This is a genomic window from Desulfosporosinus cupriresistens, assembly GCF_001707885.1.
In the GTDB taxonomy this organism is placed as follows: Bacteria; Bacillota; Desulfitobacteriia; order Desulfitobacteriales; family Desulfitobacteriaceae; genus Desulfosporosinus.
The window spans coordinates 14740-36018 of record NZ_MASS01000046.1 but is presented as its reverse complement, the minus strand read 5'-3'; the positions used below and the strand labels follow the sequence as shown (position 1 = coordinate 36018).

Genomic DNA, 21279 nt, shown 5'->3' with positions numbered 1-21279 from the left:
AACTCAACTTTCGCATAGCGAAAGTTACCTCTAACCCAGTATGTATCTAGGTTAGGACGAAATATTTTAGTCTATTGACAGAAAAACACCTTTCCAATTGGTAAAATGGAAGTGACCAAACAACCATTAAATCCAAACCAGAAAGGTGCGTATCTAAATGTTACAACACAACTCTCTGTCTGAACAGCGTCAAAATCAACTTTCTTTAATTTTTTCTTCTCTTAAGTTAAGTCAACTTCTTCGAACAACAGGAATTCGCAAATCCTATGGGATCTCAAGCTTCGCTGTCTTCCAAATCATATTTCAGTTAGTTTTCCAAGGCCGTAATTTGTACCGCTTACTAGAAGGCACCCGAGCAGAGTCTCTTCCAGGTAAAGACGTAGTTTATCGGTTTCTTAATGAATCCCGTTATAACTGGAGACGTTTCTATCAGTTACTCAGTCTTAAGGTTGTTCGGCGATTTGAAAAACTCACCTCCGCACAGCGTATCCGTGTTTTTGTCGTCGATGATTCAGTAATGGGACGAGAAAGGAGTAAGAAGGTTGAACTCTTAGCCCGGATCTTTGACCATGTTTCTGGTCGCTTTATCCGTGGCTATAGCTTACTCACGTTGGGTTGGTCTGATGGCTACAGCTTTGCACCCATAGATTTCACGTTGATGAGTTCGGCTAAGGTTAAAAACCGTCTTTGTGAAATGCGGGAGGACTTGGACAAACGATCCATTGGTTATAAGCGTCGCATGGAAGCGATGAATCCTAAACCTGATGCCGTCGTCCAAATGCTTGAAAGAGCTCTCAATGCGGGATTCTCGGCAGATTACGTTCTGATGGATAGTTGGTTCACTCATGCTCCACTTCTACAAAAACTGATGGATAAGGGACTTCACACCATTGGGATGGTAAAAGAGCTTAAACAACGTTATTGTTTCGAGGGAAATGCATTAAGTCTAAGTGAGCTTTACGCTAAAATCCCTAAAAACCATAAAGCGGAAATTCTGGGCTCAGTTCGTGTTCAAACCATAACAGGTTTATCTCTTAAGATTGTCTTCGTCCAGAATCGGAACAACCGCAGAGATTGGTTGGCAATTCTAACAACAGATATTGCCTTAGATAATGCTGAGATTATAAGGATTTATGGGATGCGTTGGGGTATCGAGACCTTTTTCAAAGTGGCTAAATCACACTTAAAACTGGGTACCGAATTCCAAGGACGGTCATTCGATATGATGATTAGCCACACAACAATAGTCTTTACTCGTTATCTCATCCTTGAGTGGGAGCGTAGACAAAATAACGATGAACGTTCACTGGGAGGATTGTTTTACCTTTTTGCAGATGAGGTAATGGATTTAGACTTAAAAACAGCCTTACGTCAATTGATGGCATTTGTACTCGATCTACTACCGAACAAACCCAAGAACAAAGAATCGCTTAGTCAACTACACAACTGGATTAGTGATTTGCCCAGTTATATTAGGGCTTTATTTGCACAACTGGGGTGCGAAAGTTGAGTTATTTATAAGAAGAATTTTATTCCCTTTAAACAACAACCAATATGATGTTTCCTCATCTACTTTGCAACTGATTCCTCGTTCAAAATACACTGTCATCCTCTTTTCTACATAGAAGATACTCTCCTATTACAATCTCTTCCCAGTTAGCACAAGAATGATCCAGCGACCATTTCGGAATGTCATACTTAGGGCAATTGCACCGCTTTAATGTTTTGAATTAATTTTGCAGGCAACGGCTTTATCATCATCCATATCCTTTAAAAGGATAACCATGTACAATTTCTTTATGCCTTTTCAACCAAACTATAAGAATATACGTCCCTCTTCATATTTCCAATTCATAACTCAGGGCCTATCTTTAGGTTGGGGGAAAAACTGTTCTCCTAATATTTATCTTTAATGAAATTTTCCGGTTATCTATATTCGACTTCAGTTTTTATCTTGCTGTCCCCACTTTCCTTTTTTACTATACGATTTGATCCGCATTCATATATTATAGCAAGAAAAATGGTAAGAAAAAAATAAACAACCCGATCCTCTGCCAAACTAACCTGAGCAAAATAAAATCCGATAAGTCTCAGATATCTCTCGACACTGTGACCAGAGTAACGCCAACGTGCATCTCTTCGTCTCTTGTCTCTTGTCGCTTTGTAAAAGTACTGTACTCAGCGGAAGAATATTCGAGAAAACAATAAAAAACCATTTTGAATTCTTGACAAGGACTTATTCAATATGGTAGTATATATATTTGCTATCTAAATGAGTCTATGTTATACTTATAATAATCACTCACTCAGGAGGTGGATTTATGTTTCAAATTGGCGACAAGATTCTTTATCCAATGCTAGGTGTAGGTGTTATTGAAGCCATTGAAGAGAGAGAGGTATTGGGAAAAAACAAGCTTTTCTATACACTGAATATGCCTCAAATCAATATGCAAATTATGATTCCTATAGATAAAGCTACGACTCTAGGTATCCGTCAGATAGTTGAGCCAGATATCTTAGAAAATGTTCTCACAGATTTCCACATTGGAAATACAGATCCAAGTATCTATGAAGACCGACGTTATTGCAGGGATCTTAATAAAAGCAAAATAAAAACTGGCGATATTTACAAAGGAACTGAAATCATTCGGGATTTAATGCGAAAAAATCAAAAGCGTAAGCTTGGAACAGAAGACAAGACTATGTTAAACAGTGCCCGTCGGATGTTTATCAGTGAGGTTATGCAAGTCAAAGGAATTGCTCAGGAACAAGCAAACCATCTGTTAGATGAAGTTCTATTAATCTTGTAGGTAAGAGACAGTTTGAACACAGTGTTGACTGTTCTTTTTTTGTCTAATTTTGCATACTGCTGTTTTTGTAGGTCAAGAATGTTAGTTGTATTGCTGTAACCTGTTTATTTTATTAGCATTGAAATAACTACTAGAACAATTTCGATTATGATAAGAATGATAATCCCCCATTCTAGTCTATTGCCCCGCTTTGCGTGGCCCAGCTCAGTAAACACTTTTGTGATGTCCATGAGCATTTCAGACTTGAGCCTGATGTTTTCACATCGATCTGTCAATTCAAACAGAGGACTAAGTTTATCGAACAATATTTCAGCCTTCAAGAACCCGCGCACAATGAAGTAACGCCAACGTGCGTTGACACGTTAAAAGAGCTATTTACGCAATACAAATCATTAACCGCTTGCTGACAAGGGGTATCAAAAATAAATGAACTTTGCGCTTAGAATCACTATGGCTTAAGTGTCGTAATGGGCCTGCTTTGAAGCAGGTAAAACTCCCCTAAGCCATAGCTCCACTCGATATCTTGAGGTACTCCATGGAAATGCTTTTCGATCTGGAGACATAGACAAGCCAACTCCCGAACCTGTTGGGAGGTTAAACACCCTCGGGCAGGACGCCCAGTATGAATGAAGGCTGAGGGCGATTGGCCCTTCTTCGGAGCAGGAGTAAATTTAAGCACTGCACCATCAGGACGTCTGGCAAGCCATTGATCAGGAATGATTTCTCCTTGAACCAGAGCTTCCCCAACACCGTGTGCAGCATTAATGATCAGCTCACTTGAGTCATTGGAAAGAGGGTTAACTGTAAAGACCACTCCCGAGACCTCATGCGGTGCCATTTCCTGAATGACCACAGCAAGAGCGACGTCACTTTCTCCAAATCCTTGTAAGGAACGATACTGCACAGCTCGGGGTGCCCAAAGTGAAGCCCAGCATTTTTTTATGGCCTCAAAAACTGCACTTTCCCCTTGGATATTTAGATAAGTTTCCTGTTGACCTGCAAAACTGGCACTGGGTAGATCTTCAGCCGTAGCCGAGGAACGTACGGCAACTTTAGGGCAACCCATCCTTCGATAAGCTTCAAGGACTTCTATCGTTACTTCATCAGGCAAGTATGCATTTTCTATTTCCCTCTGAATCTTAGAAGTTACATCTTCTAAAGTTGGTAAGTCATGGACGTTAATTTTCGGTAAATGGATATTCGTTAGGCAACGACGGTATCCTTCAACGGTCAAAACAAAGCCCTGGGGTACGTTCATCCCTGCTAACACTAATACGCCTAGATTAGCTCCTTTTCCGCCAGCTAACGCTAGGTCTTCTCTTTTTAATTCTTGAAGTAACCGTACATATTTCATCGCATTATTCTCCATTTAACTATTTTGCGTGGATATTTTTCCATTTAGCTATTCTCATCTAAGACTTGAAGCTTTCCAGCGGCTCCGTCCACACGGACACGTTGCCCATTATGCAATAGTTTTGTCCCATTAATCGTCCCGACTACCGAAGGAAGTCTGTATTCTCGAGAAACGATTGCTGCATGAGACAATACTCCACCCGAATCGGTGATTAACGCCACCACACGCGGAAATAATACCGTCCAAGTCGGAGTAGTAAACGGACAGACTAAGACCTCCCCTTCTTGAACCAAGTGAAACTCCTCAGCCGTATGAATAATGCGCACGGGGCCTTCGGCAACTCCTGGAGAACCTGGGGTACCAAACAACTCTCCCTCTGGAGATAGCTCCCTCGACGCTTCCTGATACGCTTCAAGATGGGATGTTTGTTTCACAAAAATCTTCAACCCCTCCGCTACAAGAGGGGGAAAAACATCCCAAGGGGGTTCGATGGGCATTTTTCCAATGGTTTGGGGCGGCACTAACGAGAAATTTTTGGTATGCTCAGCCTTCCTCTTGGCCACCAGTCCTTTTAAGTTAGCAAGGTTGTAATTTCCTCTTAGGGCAGAGAGTAATTCTTCGCGGTAGAGGAATAAAGTGTCATCTGAACTATCAAGAATACGATTCTGAACAAATCTTCTGCCAACCTCAATTGCAGTATAACGCGTAAGACTAAGGGGAACAGTCATTAAAATGTAGTCATGGATTTCGCTTAATGGTTGAGCTTGCTCGGCTAATTCAAGCCAGGCGTCGAATTCCTCTTGATCCTTTCCCGTTAAAGTACTGCGAAGTTCATTGATCCGCTGCAGCCGGTACGCTTGAAAATCAGAGTCTTCGGTCATAGAGTCATCCGAGTCCATTAACCCTTTGATAATCCCAACCACGATCTCCGGCATTTCTCTCCACGTAGGTGTGAATTCGAAACTATCTGCAGGCCGATCTCCTTCAGTTTCTAAGAATTGATCGAGCTCTTCCTTAAACCAAGTATGGGATAGCAGTTGAAGTGCTTTTTCACTAGGTAAAGACAAACTTTCTCTAACCATCGGGTCTGCAGCAGCACGCTGTGCCAAGGTTAAGAGACGATTCGTCGTGTTTAAGACCACAGGATCATTCATCTGAACCAATTCGTAGGCTTCGAAGTCTGTTAATTTAAGAAGTCTTTCACATACCTCCACCCATCGCCCACGTATGTACATGCCAAACATGACAATTTTTACATGTGGATTCCAGGACCAGCATAAAAAGTCATAACATTGATCAAGGTGATTGGCCAGTTCTTCGAAACTCGCATTGGCACGATCAAAATCTCGGATCCGCTCAAGACGCATCTGGGCTTCCGGCTCCCATACATCCCTCCAGGCATAGACGTGACTTTCAAACCTTTTTTCCTTAAGAAACCGTTCAAAGCCCAAGACCCGGCTGCGGAACTTCGGATTAATCCGCCACAAATGAAAGAGAAACGGAAACCGCTCCATAATCGGCGGAGTATCTCCCCCAAGGGGCTCAATACGTTGAAAAACATAGCCATGGAGAACAAGATAGGCATATTTAAGAGAAGGTATAGACCACTCCTCATAAGCACGAGCTGACCCGACTTCGACAGGAAGGAGTCCATAAGAGACAAAAAGTGGGTGTACCGGTCTCGGCCAATGAATATTATCACGCATCCAGAACCCCTTAGCTTCCCAAAGAGACATTTCTTTTCTACCTCCCTCAACTTTTAAATTGCTTTCTCACTGCTTTATCAACGCACCTGATAAGTAGGTGTTAACTGCGGATAGAAGAGCGGCTAAGAGGTCATCTTGTTGACCATAATGATACCATCTCACCATGTGAACTATATATAACCCATCAACATCGTGAGCTAGCTCCTGGGGACGTCGTTCTTTCGTTACAACTCCAGCGTTCTGACCACGTGCAAAGGCTTCGGTTATCAGCCTCCGTAAGAGAGGCCCTTTCGGATATTTTGGCGTTAGTCCGCGCTTCATCTTTTCCAACATGGTGACAAAAACGAGTTCTGGTCTATTTAGGGTCCACTCGACGGCATTAGCAATAATAGCCTGAATTTGACGATCTGTTCCTGGAGTGGTTGTAAAAAAGTCATCCACTTGCTTTGTCGTTAATTCTTCTGTCTCGTAAAGTATCTCAAGGGCTAAATCTTCTTTTGTCTGAAAATAGTTATAGAAGGTTCCCCTTGCTACCCCGGCAGTGCTAGTGATCTCCTCAATGGTTGTTTCCGTAAACCCCTTAGTCCGGAAAAGCTCTTCGCCGGCTTGTAAGAGGGCTGATTTGACTTCAGCCTTTTGTTTATCTCTTAATTTCATGACAATCTTTCACCTCAAATTGTAGACGTAATTGACCGGAAACAACAATGTACTCATTCATTCTGTGTACACTGTTCATCAAATGACATAGTTCATTATATTTCCGAAAGATCTCTCTGTCAATAAAAATACTTTTGCTTTTTTGAGACATTAAAAAATGACCATGACTAAAAATCGTGATCATTTATTTTAACTAGTTTAGTAATCGATTGATTGTGCTTTGTAAAGAAAAGATCCCAAGGTCATGCGGAAAGGTTTGCGCTGCTTTACTTACGTGGATCTCCAATATGCAAAAATTTCAAAGTATACTTCAAGTCTATATTTTTGTAATAACACCGGGAATTTCACTTAAATTGAAGAAATGTGTTTGAACATGTAAATAAGCCCTGTCCTCAAGACAGGGCTTATAAAAGAAGAGCATACAATAGTCTACCTTACACCAATATAGATAGCTTATTACCTAACAATGATCTTCCGACCAAAATCAAGCAAGTTACAACCAATAAAGATGGTTCGTTCGACCATACTAGATATCTACCCAACCATATACAACCTCTCGGCAATATATGACCAGTCAATTCATATATAAACAAGCAAAGCCTGTTCATATATGAAAAAAATCAATACCCAGGATAATCTTCGCTCGACCCTTTATGATAAGTTGGAACCCTAGGGCAATAAATTAGAAATCGACTGCCATAAAGCTTTTCCCCACCATAAAAAATCTTCCCTCCGACTACGTTCAGGCTTTCACCTAACCATAATCTTTGGTCGACCTATCTATATCTCATGAAAGATATAGATAAATCTTAGCTCAACTATTGCATACCCTTCGCTATTATACTGCTCTTTTCCGAGCTTTCTTATGCATCGAAAATGTAAAATTATTGTCTTCCTTCAATATCACGTCTACATCATCAAAAGAAAAGCTTTTAGACCACTAAACGAGTAGAATACTGCGTGCGACCAGGTTGTGGCACCTTATTCTTAAACGATTTGTCCATCACCGTAAACTATATACTTAATAGTTGTTAGTTCCTTCAGACCCATTGGCCCACGAGCATGCAACTTTTGGGTACTGATTCCAATTTCCGCTCCAAAGCCGAAACGTCCCCCATCGGTGAAACGGGTTGAGGCATTTACATAAACAGCGGCTGCATCAATTTCTTTTAGAAATCGTTGGGCTCTCGAATAATTCTCTGTAATGATTGTTTCGGAATGCTTCGTGCTGTACTTGTATATGTGATCGAGCGCGGCATCTAGATGAGGAACAACTTTAACACTTAAAATAAGATCAAGGTGTTCTGCTACCCAGTCCTCTTCTATTGCAGGTAGCGCATAAGACAAAATTCCACATGTTCTCGGACACCCTTTAATTTCGACCTTATATTTCTTTAGCTCTTCTCCCATGCGCGGAAGGAAGTCTTCCGCAATCGCTTCATCCACGAGTAGGGTTTCCAGAGCATTACAGACACCAGGATTTTGAGTCTTGGCATTTATTACTATAGGAATTGCTTTGTCAAAGTCTGCATATTGGTCAATAAAAGCATGACACATTCCTGTTCCAGTCTCAATAACTGGTACCGTGGCATTTTGTACTACCGTTTTAATCAGCCCTGCACCACCTCTAGGAATAATGACATCCACATAACCATTCATGCGCATAAGCTGTTGAACCCATTCCCGGTTGGTCTCTGTAATTAGCTGGATACATCCCTGCGGCAACCCGCTTTCCTCAGCAGCCTCGGCGATTACTCTGGCCAAAACCTTATTACTTTCTATGGCCTCGGACCCTCCCCTGAGGATTACCGCATTTCCAGATTTTATACATAAGGCTGCTGCATCAACCGTTACATTGGGCCTCGCTTCATAAATCATTGCCACAACCCCTAATGGAACATGGGTCTGCTGAATGCGCAAGCCATTTGGACGCGTCCAAACTTCCCCTTCCCCAACAGGGTCTCGTAAGACGACAACTTCTCTGAGTGCATTACTAATATCCAAAATACCTTTTGAGGTTAGCCTTAAGCGGTTGACCAAACTATTCTTCAGTCCTTTTTCCTCGGCTGCTTGAACATCTATAGAATTGGCCTTAAGAATTTCTTGTTCATTATTCACGAGAGCTTCAGCCATGGCAAGTAGTGCCTTGTTTTTAGACTCCGTACCAACAAAAGCCAATTGACGAGCCGCAACCTTAGCCTTTCTCCCAATCTCCATTAATTCTGCATGAAACATGATAGACCCCTCCCTTTTCTAGTTTCCACAATATTAACCTGAAACTCAATGTTCTAAAAAACTATCTTCATTGGTAATGACAAATTATATCATTTCTTCAAGGTTTTAATAAAGTTTCTAAGGCAACTTCTTCTTAACCTGCCCTCAAATCCTTAGAGTTTTTTCCATACCATGGCAAGAATATTTTTAGATATTTTCCTTCCTATTGAACTCACATTACCCATCTAACATCAGAGTCATATTATCACGGTGAACCACTTCTTCACAGTCAAAATCAGGAATGATTTGCAGCATTTTCTCAGAATGCAGCCCTTTAACGAGCTGAACCTCATCACTACTTAGCTCTACGACTCCCCTAGCAATCTCCTCTCCTTTTAGATTAGTAATCCGCACAATTTCTTTACGCTCCCAGGTCCCCTCAGTTGTTATGATTCCTTTGGCGAGTAAACTTTTACCTTCTCCCACAAGGGCCTTTGCTGCTCCATCATCGACTTGGATGCTACCTTCGGATAATCCCCCATAGGCAATCCAACGTTTCCGGCCCACCAGACGATGCTTTGCTGGCTGAAAATAGGTCCCTATTGGGCTCTGGCTCTCTGTCAAACCGAGGAGTTCTCTGATCCGAGTGAAGTTCAAAAGGAGCGTACCAATTCCAAATCGTGTGGCTATCTTTGCCGCCCTAAGTTTCGTAACCATTCCTCCGGTACCCATAGAAGTCCCTGCCCCACTTGCCATACTCTCTACAGCTGACACCTCTGTAACTTCTTCGATAAGTTGAGCCAGGGGATCTTTTTTAGGATTAGTCGTATACAGGCCATCAACATCTGTAAGAATGATTAATAAATTCGCGTGAACGAGACCTGCAACTAAGGCAGAAAGGCTATCATTATCTCCAAAACAGAGTTCTTCTACCGCCACAGTATCATTTTCATTAATAATAGGAATGACATGTAAGCGCAATAATTTTTCGAGCGTATTTTGAGCATTGTGATAGCGAGCCGCTTCCGCTAGATCAATTCGAGATAATAGAATCTGGGCCCCCACCAAGCCGTGTCGTTCAAGATTTCGAGCGTACCGTTCAATAAGCACTCCCTGTCCAACCGCTGCAACTGCTTGTTTACCCGCTAGATCCCGTGGCCGTACCTGTAGTCCGAGTTGTCCCATACCAGCAGCCACTGCGCCTGAGCTTACTAAAACGCATTCTACGTCCTTTTGCTTCAGCGCTGCGATTACTGTAACTATTTCATTAATCGCGTGATCATCTAAACCGCCTTCAGGATGATTCAAGCTGCTGCTTCCTATTTTTATAACCACTCTTCGAACCTCAGGTGAAATCACTCCGAATACTCTCCTTCCATGTCTCCTGCACGCCGAGCACAGGCTTGAGCAGCCTTCATCACGATTTGAGGTAATTTTTCTTCACTAAATACTCTTAAGGCAGCATAAGTTGTACCATTTGGAGAAGTCACTTCCTCACGCAATTTCGCAGGGGACTTCTCACTTTCCGTCAGCATTTTACCCGCCCCGACCAGGGTTTCACGTGCTAACATCTCGGCTTCTTCTTCACTCAGACCTAATTGAACCCCTGCTCGAATTAAGCTCTCGGTGAAAAGGTAAAAATAGGCTGGCCCACTGCCACTTAGAGCAATTAAGGCATTCATTTTTTCCTCCGGGATCCACAGAATCCGCCCAATGGCCGAAAAAATTTGTTCCGCAATCTCCGCCTGGTCTGGAGCTATTGTTTCACCCCGCACCAGCCCAGTCATAGATTGCAGCACCGCCGTTGAAGTATTTGGCATAGCCCGAACGATCGCAACACCAGGTAGGGACTTGTGAAACACCTTTAAGGAAATACCCGCTGCAATACTAATGATCAGTTTATCTTGTAATGAATAATTCTTTAGATGCTTAAGCACTTCATGAACGTCTTTCGGCTTCACGGCGATAATCAAGACACTAGAGTTATCTACAAGCTCTTGCAGTGCGGTAGCTTTAATACCATACTTGTCAACCAAATGTTGAAGTCGTTCATGGTTCGTCCGATTGGTGACTCGAATATTGATGTCCTTATCTATTTTCTTAAGCCCGCCGATAATGGCCTCCGCCATATTTCCTCCACCAATAAAACCAATACTTTCGTTCATACACAAACACCCTTTCTATAGCTACTTTAAATCATTCCCATATATTCACACTCTGCATCACCCGTTAATGAGCACTTTAGCGGAATTGCGTCAATGAGCGCAAAAAAGGCTTCTCTCATCCTTATTAAGGGACGAAAGAAGCCTTCCGCGGTACCACCTTTATTGCACAATGCCAACTTCATGTTACAGGATCTCTCCAGCAACATTCCATTTAACGGTGGAAACCGTCCGACTCATCATCAGAGCATCACGACTGGGTTCCAATATCGTGTGTGGAAAAACTTTCAGCCGTTGTTTTTCTCTCTGAACATCACCGTTTATTGTACTAGGTCGATCCAATGCTTTCCTCTTTATACAGTTAAATATACTTTACCGCACAAGACCAAGAAATTCAAGGTTTTATTTCCATTATCCCTTCGTTAGTGCAGCAACGACAGCATCTCCCATTTCTCGAGTTCCCAATACCTTATCGCCTGATTGGGCTAAATCCGAAGTTCGATACCCCTCTTGCAAGACTTTTTCTACAGCTTGCTCAATCATTTGGGCCTCATTTTCTAAGCCAAACGAATAGCGTAACATTAAGGCCCCAGATAGAATCGTTGCTAACGGATTGGCAATATTCTTCCCAGCAATATCTGGTGCCGAGCCATGCGCTGGTTCATAGAGTCCTTTTGTCCCATTTAAGCTTGCCGAGGATATCATTCCAATGGACCCCATCAGCATAGATGCCAAATCGGTTAGAATATCTCCAAACATATTTTCCGTAACAATGACGTCAAATTGAGAAGGATCGCGGACTAATTGCATTGCTGCATTATCCACATACATATGTGTCAATTCAACATCCGGAAAATTCTGTGCAATTTCCATCGTTATTTCACGCCAAAAACGAGATGTTTCCAAGACGTTTGCTTTGTCTACTGAACAAAGCTTTCTGCGTCGCTTAGCAGCCATTTGGAAACCAAGTTCTACAATGCGACGGATTTCCTCCTCAGAATATGTCAACGTGTCAAAAGCACTCTTAGGGTCTGTCCCTCTCCCTTTTTGCCCGAAATAAAGGCCACCGGTCAATTCACGCAAAACGACAAGATCAACGTTCTTGACAACTTCAGAACGAAGCGTGGAGGCTTCCACCAACATGGGGAGCATCTTAACAGGACGAATATTGGCAAAAAGACTTAATGCCTTTCGTATGGCGAGCAGACCTCCTAATTCTGGACGTTGTGGTGCCGGAAGGGTATCCCACTTTGGCCCCCCAACTGAACCTAAGAGAATCGCATCTGCTGCCTGAGCCGCAACTAATGTTTCATCAGGTAACGCCTTGCCCATTTCGTCAATAGCTGCTCCACCAATTAAACCACTCTGGAAATTAAGGCTAGTCGAGCAACCTTTTAGCACCGCTTGTAAAACTTTAACCGCTTCCGGTGTAATCTCTTTCCCAATACCATCGCCCGGAAGTACTAAAACGTTAGGCATTCTTTTTTCTCCCTTCAACTGTGACTGCCTTTAGCCCTCATTCTTCTCGCGAACTGTAATCCAGCCTCTTTCGAAGGCCCTATTTACCGCCTGAAGATAGCCCAATACACTAGCTTCTATTATGTCTGTACTTACTCCACGGCCGCCAACTAGATTCTCACCAAATTTAACGGTAACGGCGACCTCTCCTTGAGTATCTTCTCCACCATCAAGTGCCTGCAGTGAATAGTGCGTCAGTTTCCCTTTTGTGCCTAGAACCTTATCGACAGCTTTAAATGCAGCATCAACCGGACCATCCCCACAGGCCGCATCTTCTAAACGTTGTCCGTTACACATTAACCTGACCGTTGCTGTTGGGAGAATATGAGTCCCGCTGGAAACCTGGAGATAATCTAAGTGAATCGGATCAACCTTCTCGGTTTGCACATCTGCGAGGGAGAATAAATCAGCTGTCGTCACTTCTCGTTTACGATCAGCCAATAACTTAAATCGAGAAAACACCTCTTCAAATTGGTTTTCGTCTAAATCCAACCCGATCTCAGCAAACCGTTGGTGAACTGCGTGTCGCCCCGAGTGTTTTCCTAGGATAATTGATTCCAGCAACTTTAGACTTAGCCAACCGGACGGCTTGTACAGCAAGCTCTAAGACTTCTTGAGGTGACTTCTGCAACTTACAGCGCATATGAATTGGTGAAGTGGCAATAAAGGTATGAATGCGAGGGGCCTCCCCACCCGAAAGTGCTTCCCATGCACATTCAATATCTTTAGCATTGGCCCGTGCCAGGGCTGCCACGCTTACATCCTTGACTTCCTGAGCAATGCGACGGACTCCCTCCAAATCTCCCGGGGAGGCAATGGGAAACCCGGCTTCGATAACATTAACACTCAACTTAGTTAATTGACGAGCAATTTGCAACTTTTCATCTGCGTTAAGTGCTACTCCCGGTGATTGCTCACCGTCTCTTAGCGTAGTATCAAAGATCTCAATCCGACGCATTCCTCAACCTCCATTATTCGTGTTTTTTCAACCAGCTCATCATTCCTCTTAAGTTTTCCCCAACTTTTTCGATGAGTTGATTTTCTTCACGGCGAGCTATAGCATTGAAGGCCGGACGATTTGCTTGATTTTCCAGTAACCAGGCTTTAGCAAAGGTTCCATCTTGGATTTCTGCCAGAACTTTTTTCATTTCTTTACGGGTTTCTTGATTGATAATCCGCTTACCAACGGTCATATCACCATATTGTGCAGTATCTGAAACAGAATAACGCATCCAACTTAAGCCGCCTTCATACATTAAATCGACGATGAGCTTAAGCTCGTGTAAGCATTCAAAATAGGCGATTTCAGGCTGATAACCAGCTTCTACTAAGGTTTCAAATCCAGCTTTGACAAGTTCGGAAGCCCCTCCGCAAAGAACTGCTTGTTCTCCGAACAAATCTGTTTCAGTCTCTTCACCAAAGGTTGTTTCCAGGACTCCAGCTTTAGTTGATCCAATTCCTTTGGCATAGGCTAAGGCTAATTCTTTGGCTTTGCCCGTGGCATCTTGATGAACCGCGATTAAAGCAGGTACACCAGCGCCTTCGGTATAAGTACGACGTACTAAGTGACCCGGGCTTTTCGGAGCCACCATAAAGACATCAACGTCTTTCGGAGGAACAATTTGCCCGAAGTGAATATTAAATCCGTGAGAAAAGACAAGAGCCTTACCTGAGGTCAAATGCTGCTTAATTTCATTTTGATAAACCTTGCTTTGCGTCTCATCGGGAAGCAGGATTTGAATGACGTCAGCGCGTTTAGCTGCCTCTTCGACTGTCATAACCTCAAAACCTGCAGCTTCAGCACGCTCCCACCGAGCACTTCCCGGACGAAGTCCGATCAAAACTTTAAGACCAGAATCCTTTAGGTTTTGAGCCTGGGCATGTCCTTGGCTCCCATATCCCATAACAGCAATAACTTTCCCTTTTAATAACTCCAGATTTGCATCTACTTCATAATACATTTTTGCCATTTCATATCTTCCTCTCATTAATAAGCCTGTTAATTTAGGTCTTATACATAGTATAACTCTCTGAAGCCTCAAACATCCGATCGCCTAATGGCAATCTTTCCGGTTCGAACCAACTCTAGTAACCCATAAGGACGGATGGCCTTAACAAACCCATCAATCTTTTCAATGTCCCCCGTCAACTCGACGGTAAGGTTGGTTCTTCCCATATCTACAACCCGTCCTCGAAAAATATCGATCGTTTGAAGAACCTCTGACCGGGTTTCCGAGCTAACCTTGATACGTATTAACGCCAGTTCCCGGTTAACAACACTCTCGGCTGTCAAATCCGTGACTGAGTGGACGATCACCAGTTTATTGAGCTGATTTCTCACTTGCTCAATAACCTGAGCATCGCCATTTACGACAATAGTCATTCTCGATAAGGCAGGATCTTCCGTTTGGCAGACAGAGAGACTATCAATATTATACGCTCTTCGCGCAAATAATCCAGCTATCCGGGTCAAAACACCAGGATGATTCTCCACAAGGGCCGCAAGTGTATGCAACATGTTTTTACCCTCCTAGCATTTCTGTAATGGGTTTACCCGGTGGAACAATTGGCAAGACATCATCGTTCGGAGAGATCGCAAACTCTAACAAGACGGGGCCGGGATGTTCAAATGCTTCAGAAATAGCGCTGCGTACCTGTTCCAAGGAATCAACACGGATTCCGTGAATTCCATAGGCCTCCGCTACTTTGATGAAATCTGGATTGCCCTGGAGATCGATCTGATTATACCGCTCGCCGCTAAAATATTTCTGCAATTGGCGAACCATACCTAAGACTCCGTTGTTTAGAAGTACTATTTTAACGGGAAGTTTATTATGAGCAATGGTCGCAAGTTCCTGAATACACATTTGAAAGGAACCATCCCCAGTGATCAAAACAGCCATATCGTCAGGACGAGCTATTTGGGCACCCATAGCAGCTGGGAGGCCAAAGCCCATCGTTCCGAGCCCACCACTGGTCGCAAAATTACGTGACTTGACAACCGGATAAACTTGGGCAGCCCACATTTGATGTTGTCCGACATCCGTTATCACCATCGTATCCTCGTTGGCAAGCTCTCCGATACATTCGATTACCAGCTGAGCGGTCAATCTGTCCTTGTCATACCTCATAGGGTAATAATTCTTCCAAGAACGCAATTGGTCCCACCAGTCTGCTACTTGAGGAAGTTGAAAGCCTGCTAGGGCTTCTAATAGTTCTTCCAGAACCAGGCGAGCATCACCAACGATCGGGATATGCGTTCTTACCACCTTGGCAATTTCTGCAAGATCGATGTCAATATGAATGATTTTAGCTCTGGTTGCAAAAAGATGGCCTAAACCACTGGTCACACGATCATCAAAACGCACCCCCACTGCAATGAGCAAATCGCAATCATCCACAGCATAGTTTGCCGCTACGGCTCCATGCAAACCTACCATACCTAAGAGATTAGGATGCCCGTAAGGGAAGCACCCAATCCCCATCAAGGTCGTAACTACTGGCAACGAAGCTTTTTCCGCCAACTGCTTTAAGACTGCTCCAGCTCCTGCCGTAATCACACCACCCCCGGCATAGATTACAGGTTTACTGCATTCTGAGAGCGCCTTCGCTACTTCAGCGATCTTATCACTATCTCCCTTGCCTGGCACATGATACCCCTTCAAGTTCATCTCTGTAGAAAAGGGTTCGATTTCTGCAGCTAAAATGTCCTTGGGAAGATCGATGAGTACAGGACCTGGCCGACCTGTTCCGGCCAGATAAAAGGCCTCTTTGACAATCCGTGGAATCTCTCGTGCATCCTTCACCAAATAACTGTGCTTAGTAATCGGCGTGGTGATCCCTGTAATATCCGCTTCTTGAAAAGAATCTGTTCCGAGTAGACTGGTAACCACCTGCCCCGTTAAAACAACTAGGGGAATAGAATCCATATAGGCATTGGCAATACCGGTCACTAGATTCGTGGCTCCCGGACCTGACGTTGCTAAGCATACTCCTACTTTACCGGTTACGCGTGCATAACCATCGGCAGCATGCACTCCCCCCTGTTCGTGGCGTACTAGAATATGTCGAACAGAACTATCGAGTAGGGCATCATACAACGGGAGTAATACTCCACCTGGATAACCAAAGATAACGTCAACGCCTTCCTTTTCCAGAGCCTCTAATAAGAGAGTTGCACCTTTTAAACTCTTTTTTCCTGCGTTCATACTCATCTCCCCCTCCTAACTCGTCAAGCCATTGCACCCTGCTCACTTAAATTTTCGGAGCCCATCAATACAAGTAAAGACGCTAGGAACCTTCACGTTTCCGATCGCATAATAGCGATCTTTCCGGTTCGAACCAACTCTAACAACCCATAAGGACGAATTGCTTTAATAAAGGCGTTTATTTTACCGATGTCACCGGTTAGCTCAATGGTAAGATTGGTTCTCCCCATATCAACAACCCGTCCTCGAAAAATATCGACCGTCTGAAGAACCTCTGAGCGTGTTTCCGAGCCAACCTGGATACGTATCAGCGCGAGCTCTCGATCAACAACACTTTCGGCTGTCAAATCCGTGACTGTGTGGACAATCACGAGTTTATTAAGTTGATTTCTCACTTGCTCAATGACCTGATCATCTCCATTTACGACAATGGTCATTCTCGAAAGCTTAGGATTGTCCGTTTGGCAGACAGAGAGACTGTCAATATTATACGCCCTGCGCGCAAATAATCCTGCCACCCGCGTTAAAACACCAGGATGGTTCTCCACAAGAACAGCAAGTGTATGCAACATGTCTTTACCCCCTAGCATTTCTGTAATGGGTTTCCATGTACAATCATTGGCAATACATCTTAAGTCACCTTTTTACCTGTATCTATACTCATTCCCCTCTCGCTCCTAACCTCACCTAATACATCTCGACGTTGTGCACCCTATGCATTGTATATTTCAGGGCCATTGACATGAGTAAAGGCCCGAAATGCAACTAGAAGTTTTCGATATACTTCCCCAGGAGTCCCATCGCCTATTACACGACCATCTACTTTGATTACTGGGATCAGTTCGGCAGCAGTACCAGTGAGGAAACACTCATCGGCAGTATATAGGTCATGCCGTGTAAATAGCTCCTCTACTGCCTTAATTCCCAATTCACTCGTAAGTTGTAACACAGAATCCCGAGTGATACCTTGGAGTATGCCTGCTGAAAGAGGAGGGGTTTTTAATACTCCATCTCGATAGATAAAGATATTATCTGACGTACCTTCAGCCACATATCCTTCTTGATTAAGCATAATTCCTTCTACTACACCAGCCTGATTAGCTTCGATCTTGGCCAGAATGTTATTTAGATAGTTTAGTGATTTAATCCTCGGGCTCAATGAGTCCAGATTATTACGGCGAATGGCCACGGTTTTGACTTCCAAACCCTGCTCATACATGCTCGGCTCAAAAATCTTTATTTGAGCCGCTATACAAAATATTGCCGCCTGTGGACACTTGATGGGATCTAGTCCCAGATCACCCTTGCCACGAGAAACGACCAAGCGAATATATGCATCCTTTAAATTATTACGACGCAGCGTCTCCAAAACGATCTCCTGCATCTCTTCTTTAGAAATACCAACGTTTAAAAGAATTGATTGAGCGGACTCATACAGGCGTTTTAAATGCTCTTCTAATTTAAACACTCGACCATGGTAGGCCCGAATTCCTTCGAAAATACCGTCTCCATATAGGAAACCATGGTCGAATACCGAGATCTTTGCCTCCTCCTCTGAAACAAATGCACCATTGCAGTAGATAACCAATCCCATTTTTAAACAACCTCATTTCTTATGTAGTCCAGACAGATTAAAAAATAAAAACCCTAAGCGTAGTCCCCTAGCAACGTGGAACTTTCCGCTTGAGTTTTTTCTACCCACGGTGTAAATCCAATATGGATTCTGTACCGCTTGGACCAGACAGGTTGCCCCCGGAACCCTAGGTACACTTCCTTTTCTGTTATAAAACATTTATATTGTTAACTTTGTGTATATGATACAGAATACACTCTTAAGTGTCAACCCTTTTTACAATGAATGTTAATGATTTCATCATTAAGCTCTTGTCAAAGACCGCTAAAACAAGGTATAATGTCCTCTATGCAAACACATTTGTTTTCTTTGAGAGGAGTTGTCTTGCCATGACGATTCACATTGGTATATTAGGTCTAGGAACGGTGGGTACCGGTGTTGTAACCATATTACAACAGAACGCAGAGGATATTCAGACTCGGGCCCATTGTGAAATTAAAATCAAAGCAATTCTCGATCGTGATCTTCACAGGGAACGCGAAGTTAGCGGAGACTTTCGACTCACAGATCAACCAGAAGAAATTCTTCAAGACCCTGAAATTGATATTATTGTGGAGGTAATGGGAGGAATCGAACCTGCTCGCACCTTTATTTTAGAAGCTTTACGACAGGGTAAACATGTTGTCACCGCTAATAAGGATTTAATTGCTCTTCATGGTCATGAACTTCTTGACGCCGCCGATGCGGCTGGGAAAGATCTCTACTTTGAAGCGAGTGTTGGCGGTGGAATTCCGATTATTGCAGCTTTAAAAGAGTCTCTGGCTGCTAATCGTATTACCGATGTAATTGGGATTATTAATGGAACAACTAACTACATTCTTACCGCCATGGCTGAACAGGGCCGAGAGTATGAGGAAGTTCTGGCTGAGGCCCAACAATTAGGTTATGCTGAAGCCGACCCTTCTGCCGATGTTGATGGCTTGGATGCGGCACGAAAACTTGCTATCCTGTCTTCCCTTGCCTTTAACTCACGTGTTGCCCTCAAAGACGTATTTGTTGAAGGCATTTCTAAAATTACGCGCGAAGATCTGGCCTATGCAGCTGAGCTGGGTTGTACCATTAAGCTTTTAGCCATTACTAAACATCAAGATCAAGGAATTGAAGTTCGAGTACATCCCGCTATCTTGCCTAAAACTCATCCGCTCGCCTCGGTAAATGGTGTTTTTAACGCCATTTATGTCGTTGGCGATGCCGTTGGAGAAACCATGTTTTATGGACGAGGTGCAGGTTCTCTTCCCACAGGAAGTGCAATCATATCCGATATTATGCGCATTGTTCGCAATATCCAGTCAAACTCAAAATCGTCTATTAATTGCTCCTGTTACTTGGAACTCCCCCTCAAGGCCATATCAGACTTTCATACCTCTTTCTATGTTCGCCTTCTCGTCAAGGACGAACCTCGTGTCCTTGCTACCTTAGCCCTTCTTTTTGCCGAAGCAAATATCAGCTTCGCCTCAATCATTCAGAAACCCCGTGGCGAACAGCAAGCGGAAATTGTCCTTGTGACCCACCCTTGTCGTGAAGGAGCACTTCAAGAAGCCTTAGATTCTGTCAGAGCGTATAGCAAAGTACTAAATATTCACAATGTGATTCGCTTTGAAAGCGGACAGGACGAAAAAGAATGATTCGCGTTAAGATACCGGCCACCTCTGCCAATCTTGGACCTGGATTTGACTGTTTAGGACTGGCACTTCAACTCCATAACACAATCACAGTTGAGACGAACCGACCGTTCAATATCTCTCTAGCTGGGTCTTACAGTGACGGGATTTCAACTGATGAAAACAACCTTGTTTGGCGAACAATGTGCTACCTCTGGCAACTTATTGGTTACCCTACTCCCTCAGTCGCCTTAACCCTTGAAAATCACATTCCTCCTGCTCGAGGCTTAGGGAGCAGTTCTGCAGCTATCGTCGGTGGTCTTGTAGCAGCCAATTCGTTAGCCGGATCACCGTATTCTAAGTACGAGTTACTCCAAGTCGCCAATGCCATAGAAGGGCATCCCGACAACGTTACACCAGCTTTGTATGGGGGAGTCACCCTGTCAATACCTACAAACGATGGCATTCTTCCACGTGTCCTAGCTCGTTCGCCTAAGTTAAGAGCGGTCGTTGTTATTCCAGACCTTCTCCTGAAAACAGAAAAGGCTCGAGGGATTTTACCTCCTCACGTTTCTCGCAACGATGCAGTTTTTAATATTTCCCATGCTGGACTGCTGATTGAATCCTTTATTCGCGAAGAGTATTCTTTCTTAAAAGAAGGGATGCGTGACGTCCTTCACCAGAATCAACGAGCTGTGCTCATTCCCGGTCTACTGGATACGTTAGAAACCGCCCTTCAAGCTGGTGCTTATGGAGCTGCTCTCAGCGGCTCGGGACCAACACTTTTGGCACTCACTGAACTTGAATTAGAACAGAACGTTGCGCACAGTATGCTCGATGTTTTCAATAAGCACGAAATTCACGCTGAATCCTATGCCTTAGGCATTGATTCAGAAGGAGCAAAAGTAATTTGATGAACAAAGCCATCTCCTGTAAGATTTTGCATGAGATGGCTTAATTATTGGTCATCTTGTAACACTTTTTAAAACTTGTACATATCTTAAATTATAAATAATCTAACTGTGGTAATCCCGAATTTTCTTATCTTATATCGCCACGTACGTGGCAGATGAAAAAAAAGGGGATCAACCATATGTTATTTGGACCACTATTTAGAGTACCATTCGGAGTACCTTTTAGTCCGGTTCCACCACTTGTAGGGTTATTTGACACTTATCCAATTGGTACTCGTTTGAGAATAGGAATGGATTCAAGTTTTTGGGTAGGCAACTTTGGTGGCCTACAAGATGGAGTCGCTTTGTTAACCAACGCTAGACTGTTTTCCAATATTGGAAAACCAGTGGATGGATGCCGCCCGGTTGTTCGGATCCCAATCAGAAGTATTACGTTTGTATCCCAATAATTATTTTGTGAAAAGGGGTAGGATTGAACACTCAGTGGACATGTTGAATAAGC

General features: G+C 43.5%; 19 protein-coding genes and 1 pseudogene. 5 read left to right on the top strand and 15 right to left on the bottom strand.

The window, feature by feature from the left end; translation table 11 throughout:
- Positions 1–157 precede the first annotated feature (157 nt).
- Both DSBG_RS16190 and DSBG_RS16185 read left to right on the top strand, forming a co-directional pair.
- Complete coding sequence (locus DSBG_RS16190) at positions 158–1510, top strand: IS4 family transposase (protein WP_068965308.1); 1353 nt, start codon at positions 158–160, stop codon at positions 1508–1510.
- Between the two features lie 811 nt (positions 1511–2321).
- Positions 2322–2810 carry a CarD family transcriptional regulator gene (locus tag DSBG_RS16185; RefSeq protein ID WP_068965307.1) on the top strand — a complete coding sequence of 163 codons (489 nt, stop codon included), beginning with the start codon at positions 2322–2324 and terminating at the stop codon, positions 2808–2810.
- A gap of 104 nt (positions 2811–2914) precedes the next feature.
- Here DSBG_RS16185 and DSBG_RS16180 read toward each other — a convergent pair whose 3' ends face one another.
- The 15 genes and pseudogenes from DSBG_RS16180 to ilvE all read right to left on the bottom strand — a co-directional run bounded on the left by DSBG_RS16180 (position 2915) and on the right by ilvE (position 18223).
- Positions 2915–3115, bottom strand: coding sequence for a hypothetical protein (locus tag DSBG_RS16180; RefSeq protein ID WP_068965306.1), 201 nt, complete (start codon positions 3113–3115; stop codon positions 2915–2917).
- A 143-nt stretch (positions 3116–3258) separates the two neighbouring features.
- A complete protein-coding gene (locus DSBG_RS16175; RefSeq protein ID WP_068965305.1) occupies positions 3259–4164 on the bottom strand; it encodes a PEP/pyruvate-binding domain-containing protein in 906 nt (301 codons plus the stop codon).
- A gap of 44 nt (positions 4165–4208) precedes the next feature.
- Complete coding sequence (locus DSBG_RS16170) at positions 4209–5900, bottom strand: PEP-utilizing enzyme (protein WP_068965304.1); 1692 nt, start codon at positions 5898–5900, stop codon at positions 4209–4211.
- Positions 5901–5936: 36 nt separating this feature from the next.
- Positions 5937–6527 (bottom strand): TetR/AcrR family transcriptional regulator, encoded by a 591-nt coding sequence (locus DSBG_RS16165; RefSeq protein ID WP_068965303.1) that lies wholly within the window; start codon positions 6525–6527, stop codon positions 5937–5939.
- A gap of 987 nt (positions 6528–7514) precedes the next feature.
- Positions 7515–8765, bottom strand: coding sequence for a glutamate-5-semialdehyde dehydrogenase (locus DSBG_RS16160; RefSeq protein ID WP_068965302.1), 1251 nt, complete (start codon positions 8763–8765; stop codon positions 7515–7517).
- A gap of 213 nt (positions 8766–8978) precedes the next feature.
- Positions 8979–10100 carry a glutamate 5-kinase gene (gene proB / locus DSBG_RS16155; protein ID WP_083236926.1) on the bottom strand — a complete coding sequence of 374 codons (1122 nt, stop codon included), beginning with the start codon at positions 10098–10100 and terminating at the stop codon, positions 8979–8981.
- A complete protein-coding gene (gene proC / locus DSBG_RS16150; RefSeq protein ID WP_068965301.1) occupies positions 10097–10906 on the bottom strand; it encodes a pyrroline-5-carboxylate reductase in 810 nt (269 codons plus the stop codon). The genes proB and proC overlap by 4 nt, the downstream gene beginning before the upstream one ends.
- A gap of 183 nt (positions 10907–11089) precedes the next feature.
- On the bottom strand, positions 11090–11245 hold the full coding sequence (locus tag DSBG_RS23220; protein ID WP_157998529.1) for a hypothetical protein: 156 nt from the start codon (positions 11243–11245) through the stop codon (positions 11090–11092).
- Positions 11246–11314: 69 nt separating this feature from the next.
- Positions 11315–12382, bottom strand: coding sequence for a 3-isopropylmalate dehydrogenase (gene leuB, locus DSBG_RS16145; protein ID WP_068965300.1), 1068 nt, complete (start codon positions 12380–12382; stop codon positions 11315–11317).
- A 30-nt stretch (positions 12383–12412) separates the two neighbouring features.
- Positions 12413–13379 (bottom strand): annotated as a pseudogene (locus DSBG_RS16140) (hydroxymethylglutaryl-CoA lyase-like TIM-barrel protein).
- 13 nt (positions 13380–13392) lie between these two features.
- Positions 13393–14391, bottom strand: a complete 999-nt coding sequence (ilvC, locus tag DSBG_RS16135; RefSeq protein WP_009624929.1) for a ketol-acid reductoisomerase — start codon at positions 14389–14391, stop codon at positions 13393–13395.
- Positions 14392–14459: 68 nt separating this feature from the next.
- Positions 14460–14939, bottom strand: a complete 480-nt coding sequence (gene ilvN, locus DSBG_RS16130) for an acetolactate synthase small subunit (RefSeq protein ID WP_068965299.1) — start codon at positions 14937–14939, stop codon at positions 14460–14462.
- A gap of 4 nt (positions 14940–14943) precedes the next feature.
- On the bottom strand, positions 14944–16629 hold the full coding sequence (ilvB, locus tag DSBG_RS16125) for a biosynthetic-type acetolactate synthase large subunit (protein WP_141694345.1): 1686 nt from the start codon (positions 16627–16629) through the stop codon (positions 14944–14946).
- Positions 16630–16721: 92 nt separating this feature from the next.
- Positions 16722–17201, bottom strand: a complete 480-nt coding sequence (gene ilvN, locus DSBG_RS16120) for an acetolactate synthase small subunit (RefSeq protein ID WP_068965297.1) — start codon at positions 17199–17201, stop codon at positions 16722–16724.
- 140 nt (positions 17202–17341) lie between these two features.
- Positions 17342–18223: a branched-chain-amino-acid transaminase gene (gene ilvE / locus DSBG_RS16115; protein ID WP_068965296.1), complete on the bottom strand. Its 882-nt coding sequence runs from the start codon at positions 18221–18223 to the stop codon at positions 17342–17344.
- 368 nt (positions 18224–18591) lie between these two features.
- Between ilvE and DSBG_RS16110 the strand changes: the two genes are divergently transcribed.
- The 3 genes from DSBG_RS16110 to DSBG_RS16100 all read left to right on the top strand — a co-directional run bounded on the left by DSBG_RS16110 (position 18592) and on the right by DSBG_RS16100 (position 21226).
- Positions 18592–19887, top strand: a complete 1296-nt coding sequence (locus tag DSBG_RS16110) for a homoserine dehydrogenase (RefSeq protein WP_068965295.1) — start codon at positions 18592–18594, stop codon at positions 19885–19887.
- On the top strand, positions 19884–20777 hold the full coding sequence (gene thrB, locus DSBG_RS16105; protein ID WP_068965294.1) for a homoserine kinase: 894 nt from the start codon (positions 19884–19886) through the stop codon (positions 20775–20777). The genes DSBG_RS16110 and thrB overlap by 4 nt, the downstream gene beginning before the upstream one ends.
- 179 nt (positions 20778–20956) lie before the next feature.
- Positions 20957–21226 (top strand): hypothetical protein, encoded by a 270-nt coding sequence (locus DSBG_RS16100; protein ID WP_009624936.1) that lies wholly within the window; start codon positions 20957–20959, stop codon positions 21224–21226.
- The last annotated feature ends 53 nt before the right edge of the window (positions 21227–21279 follow it).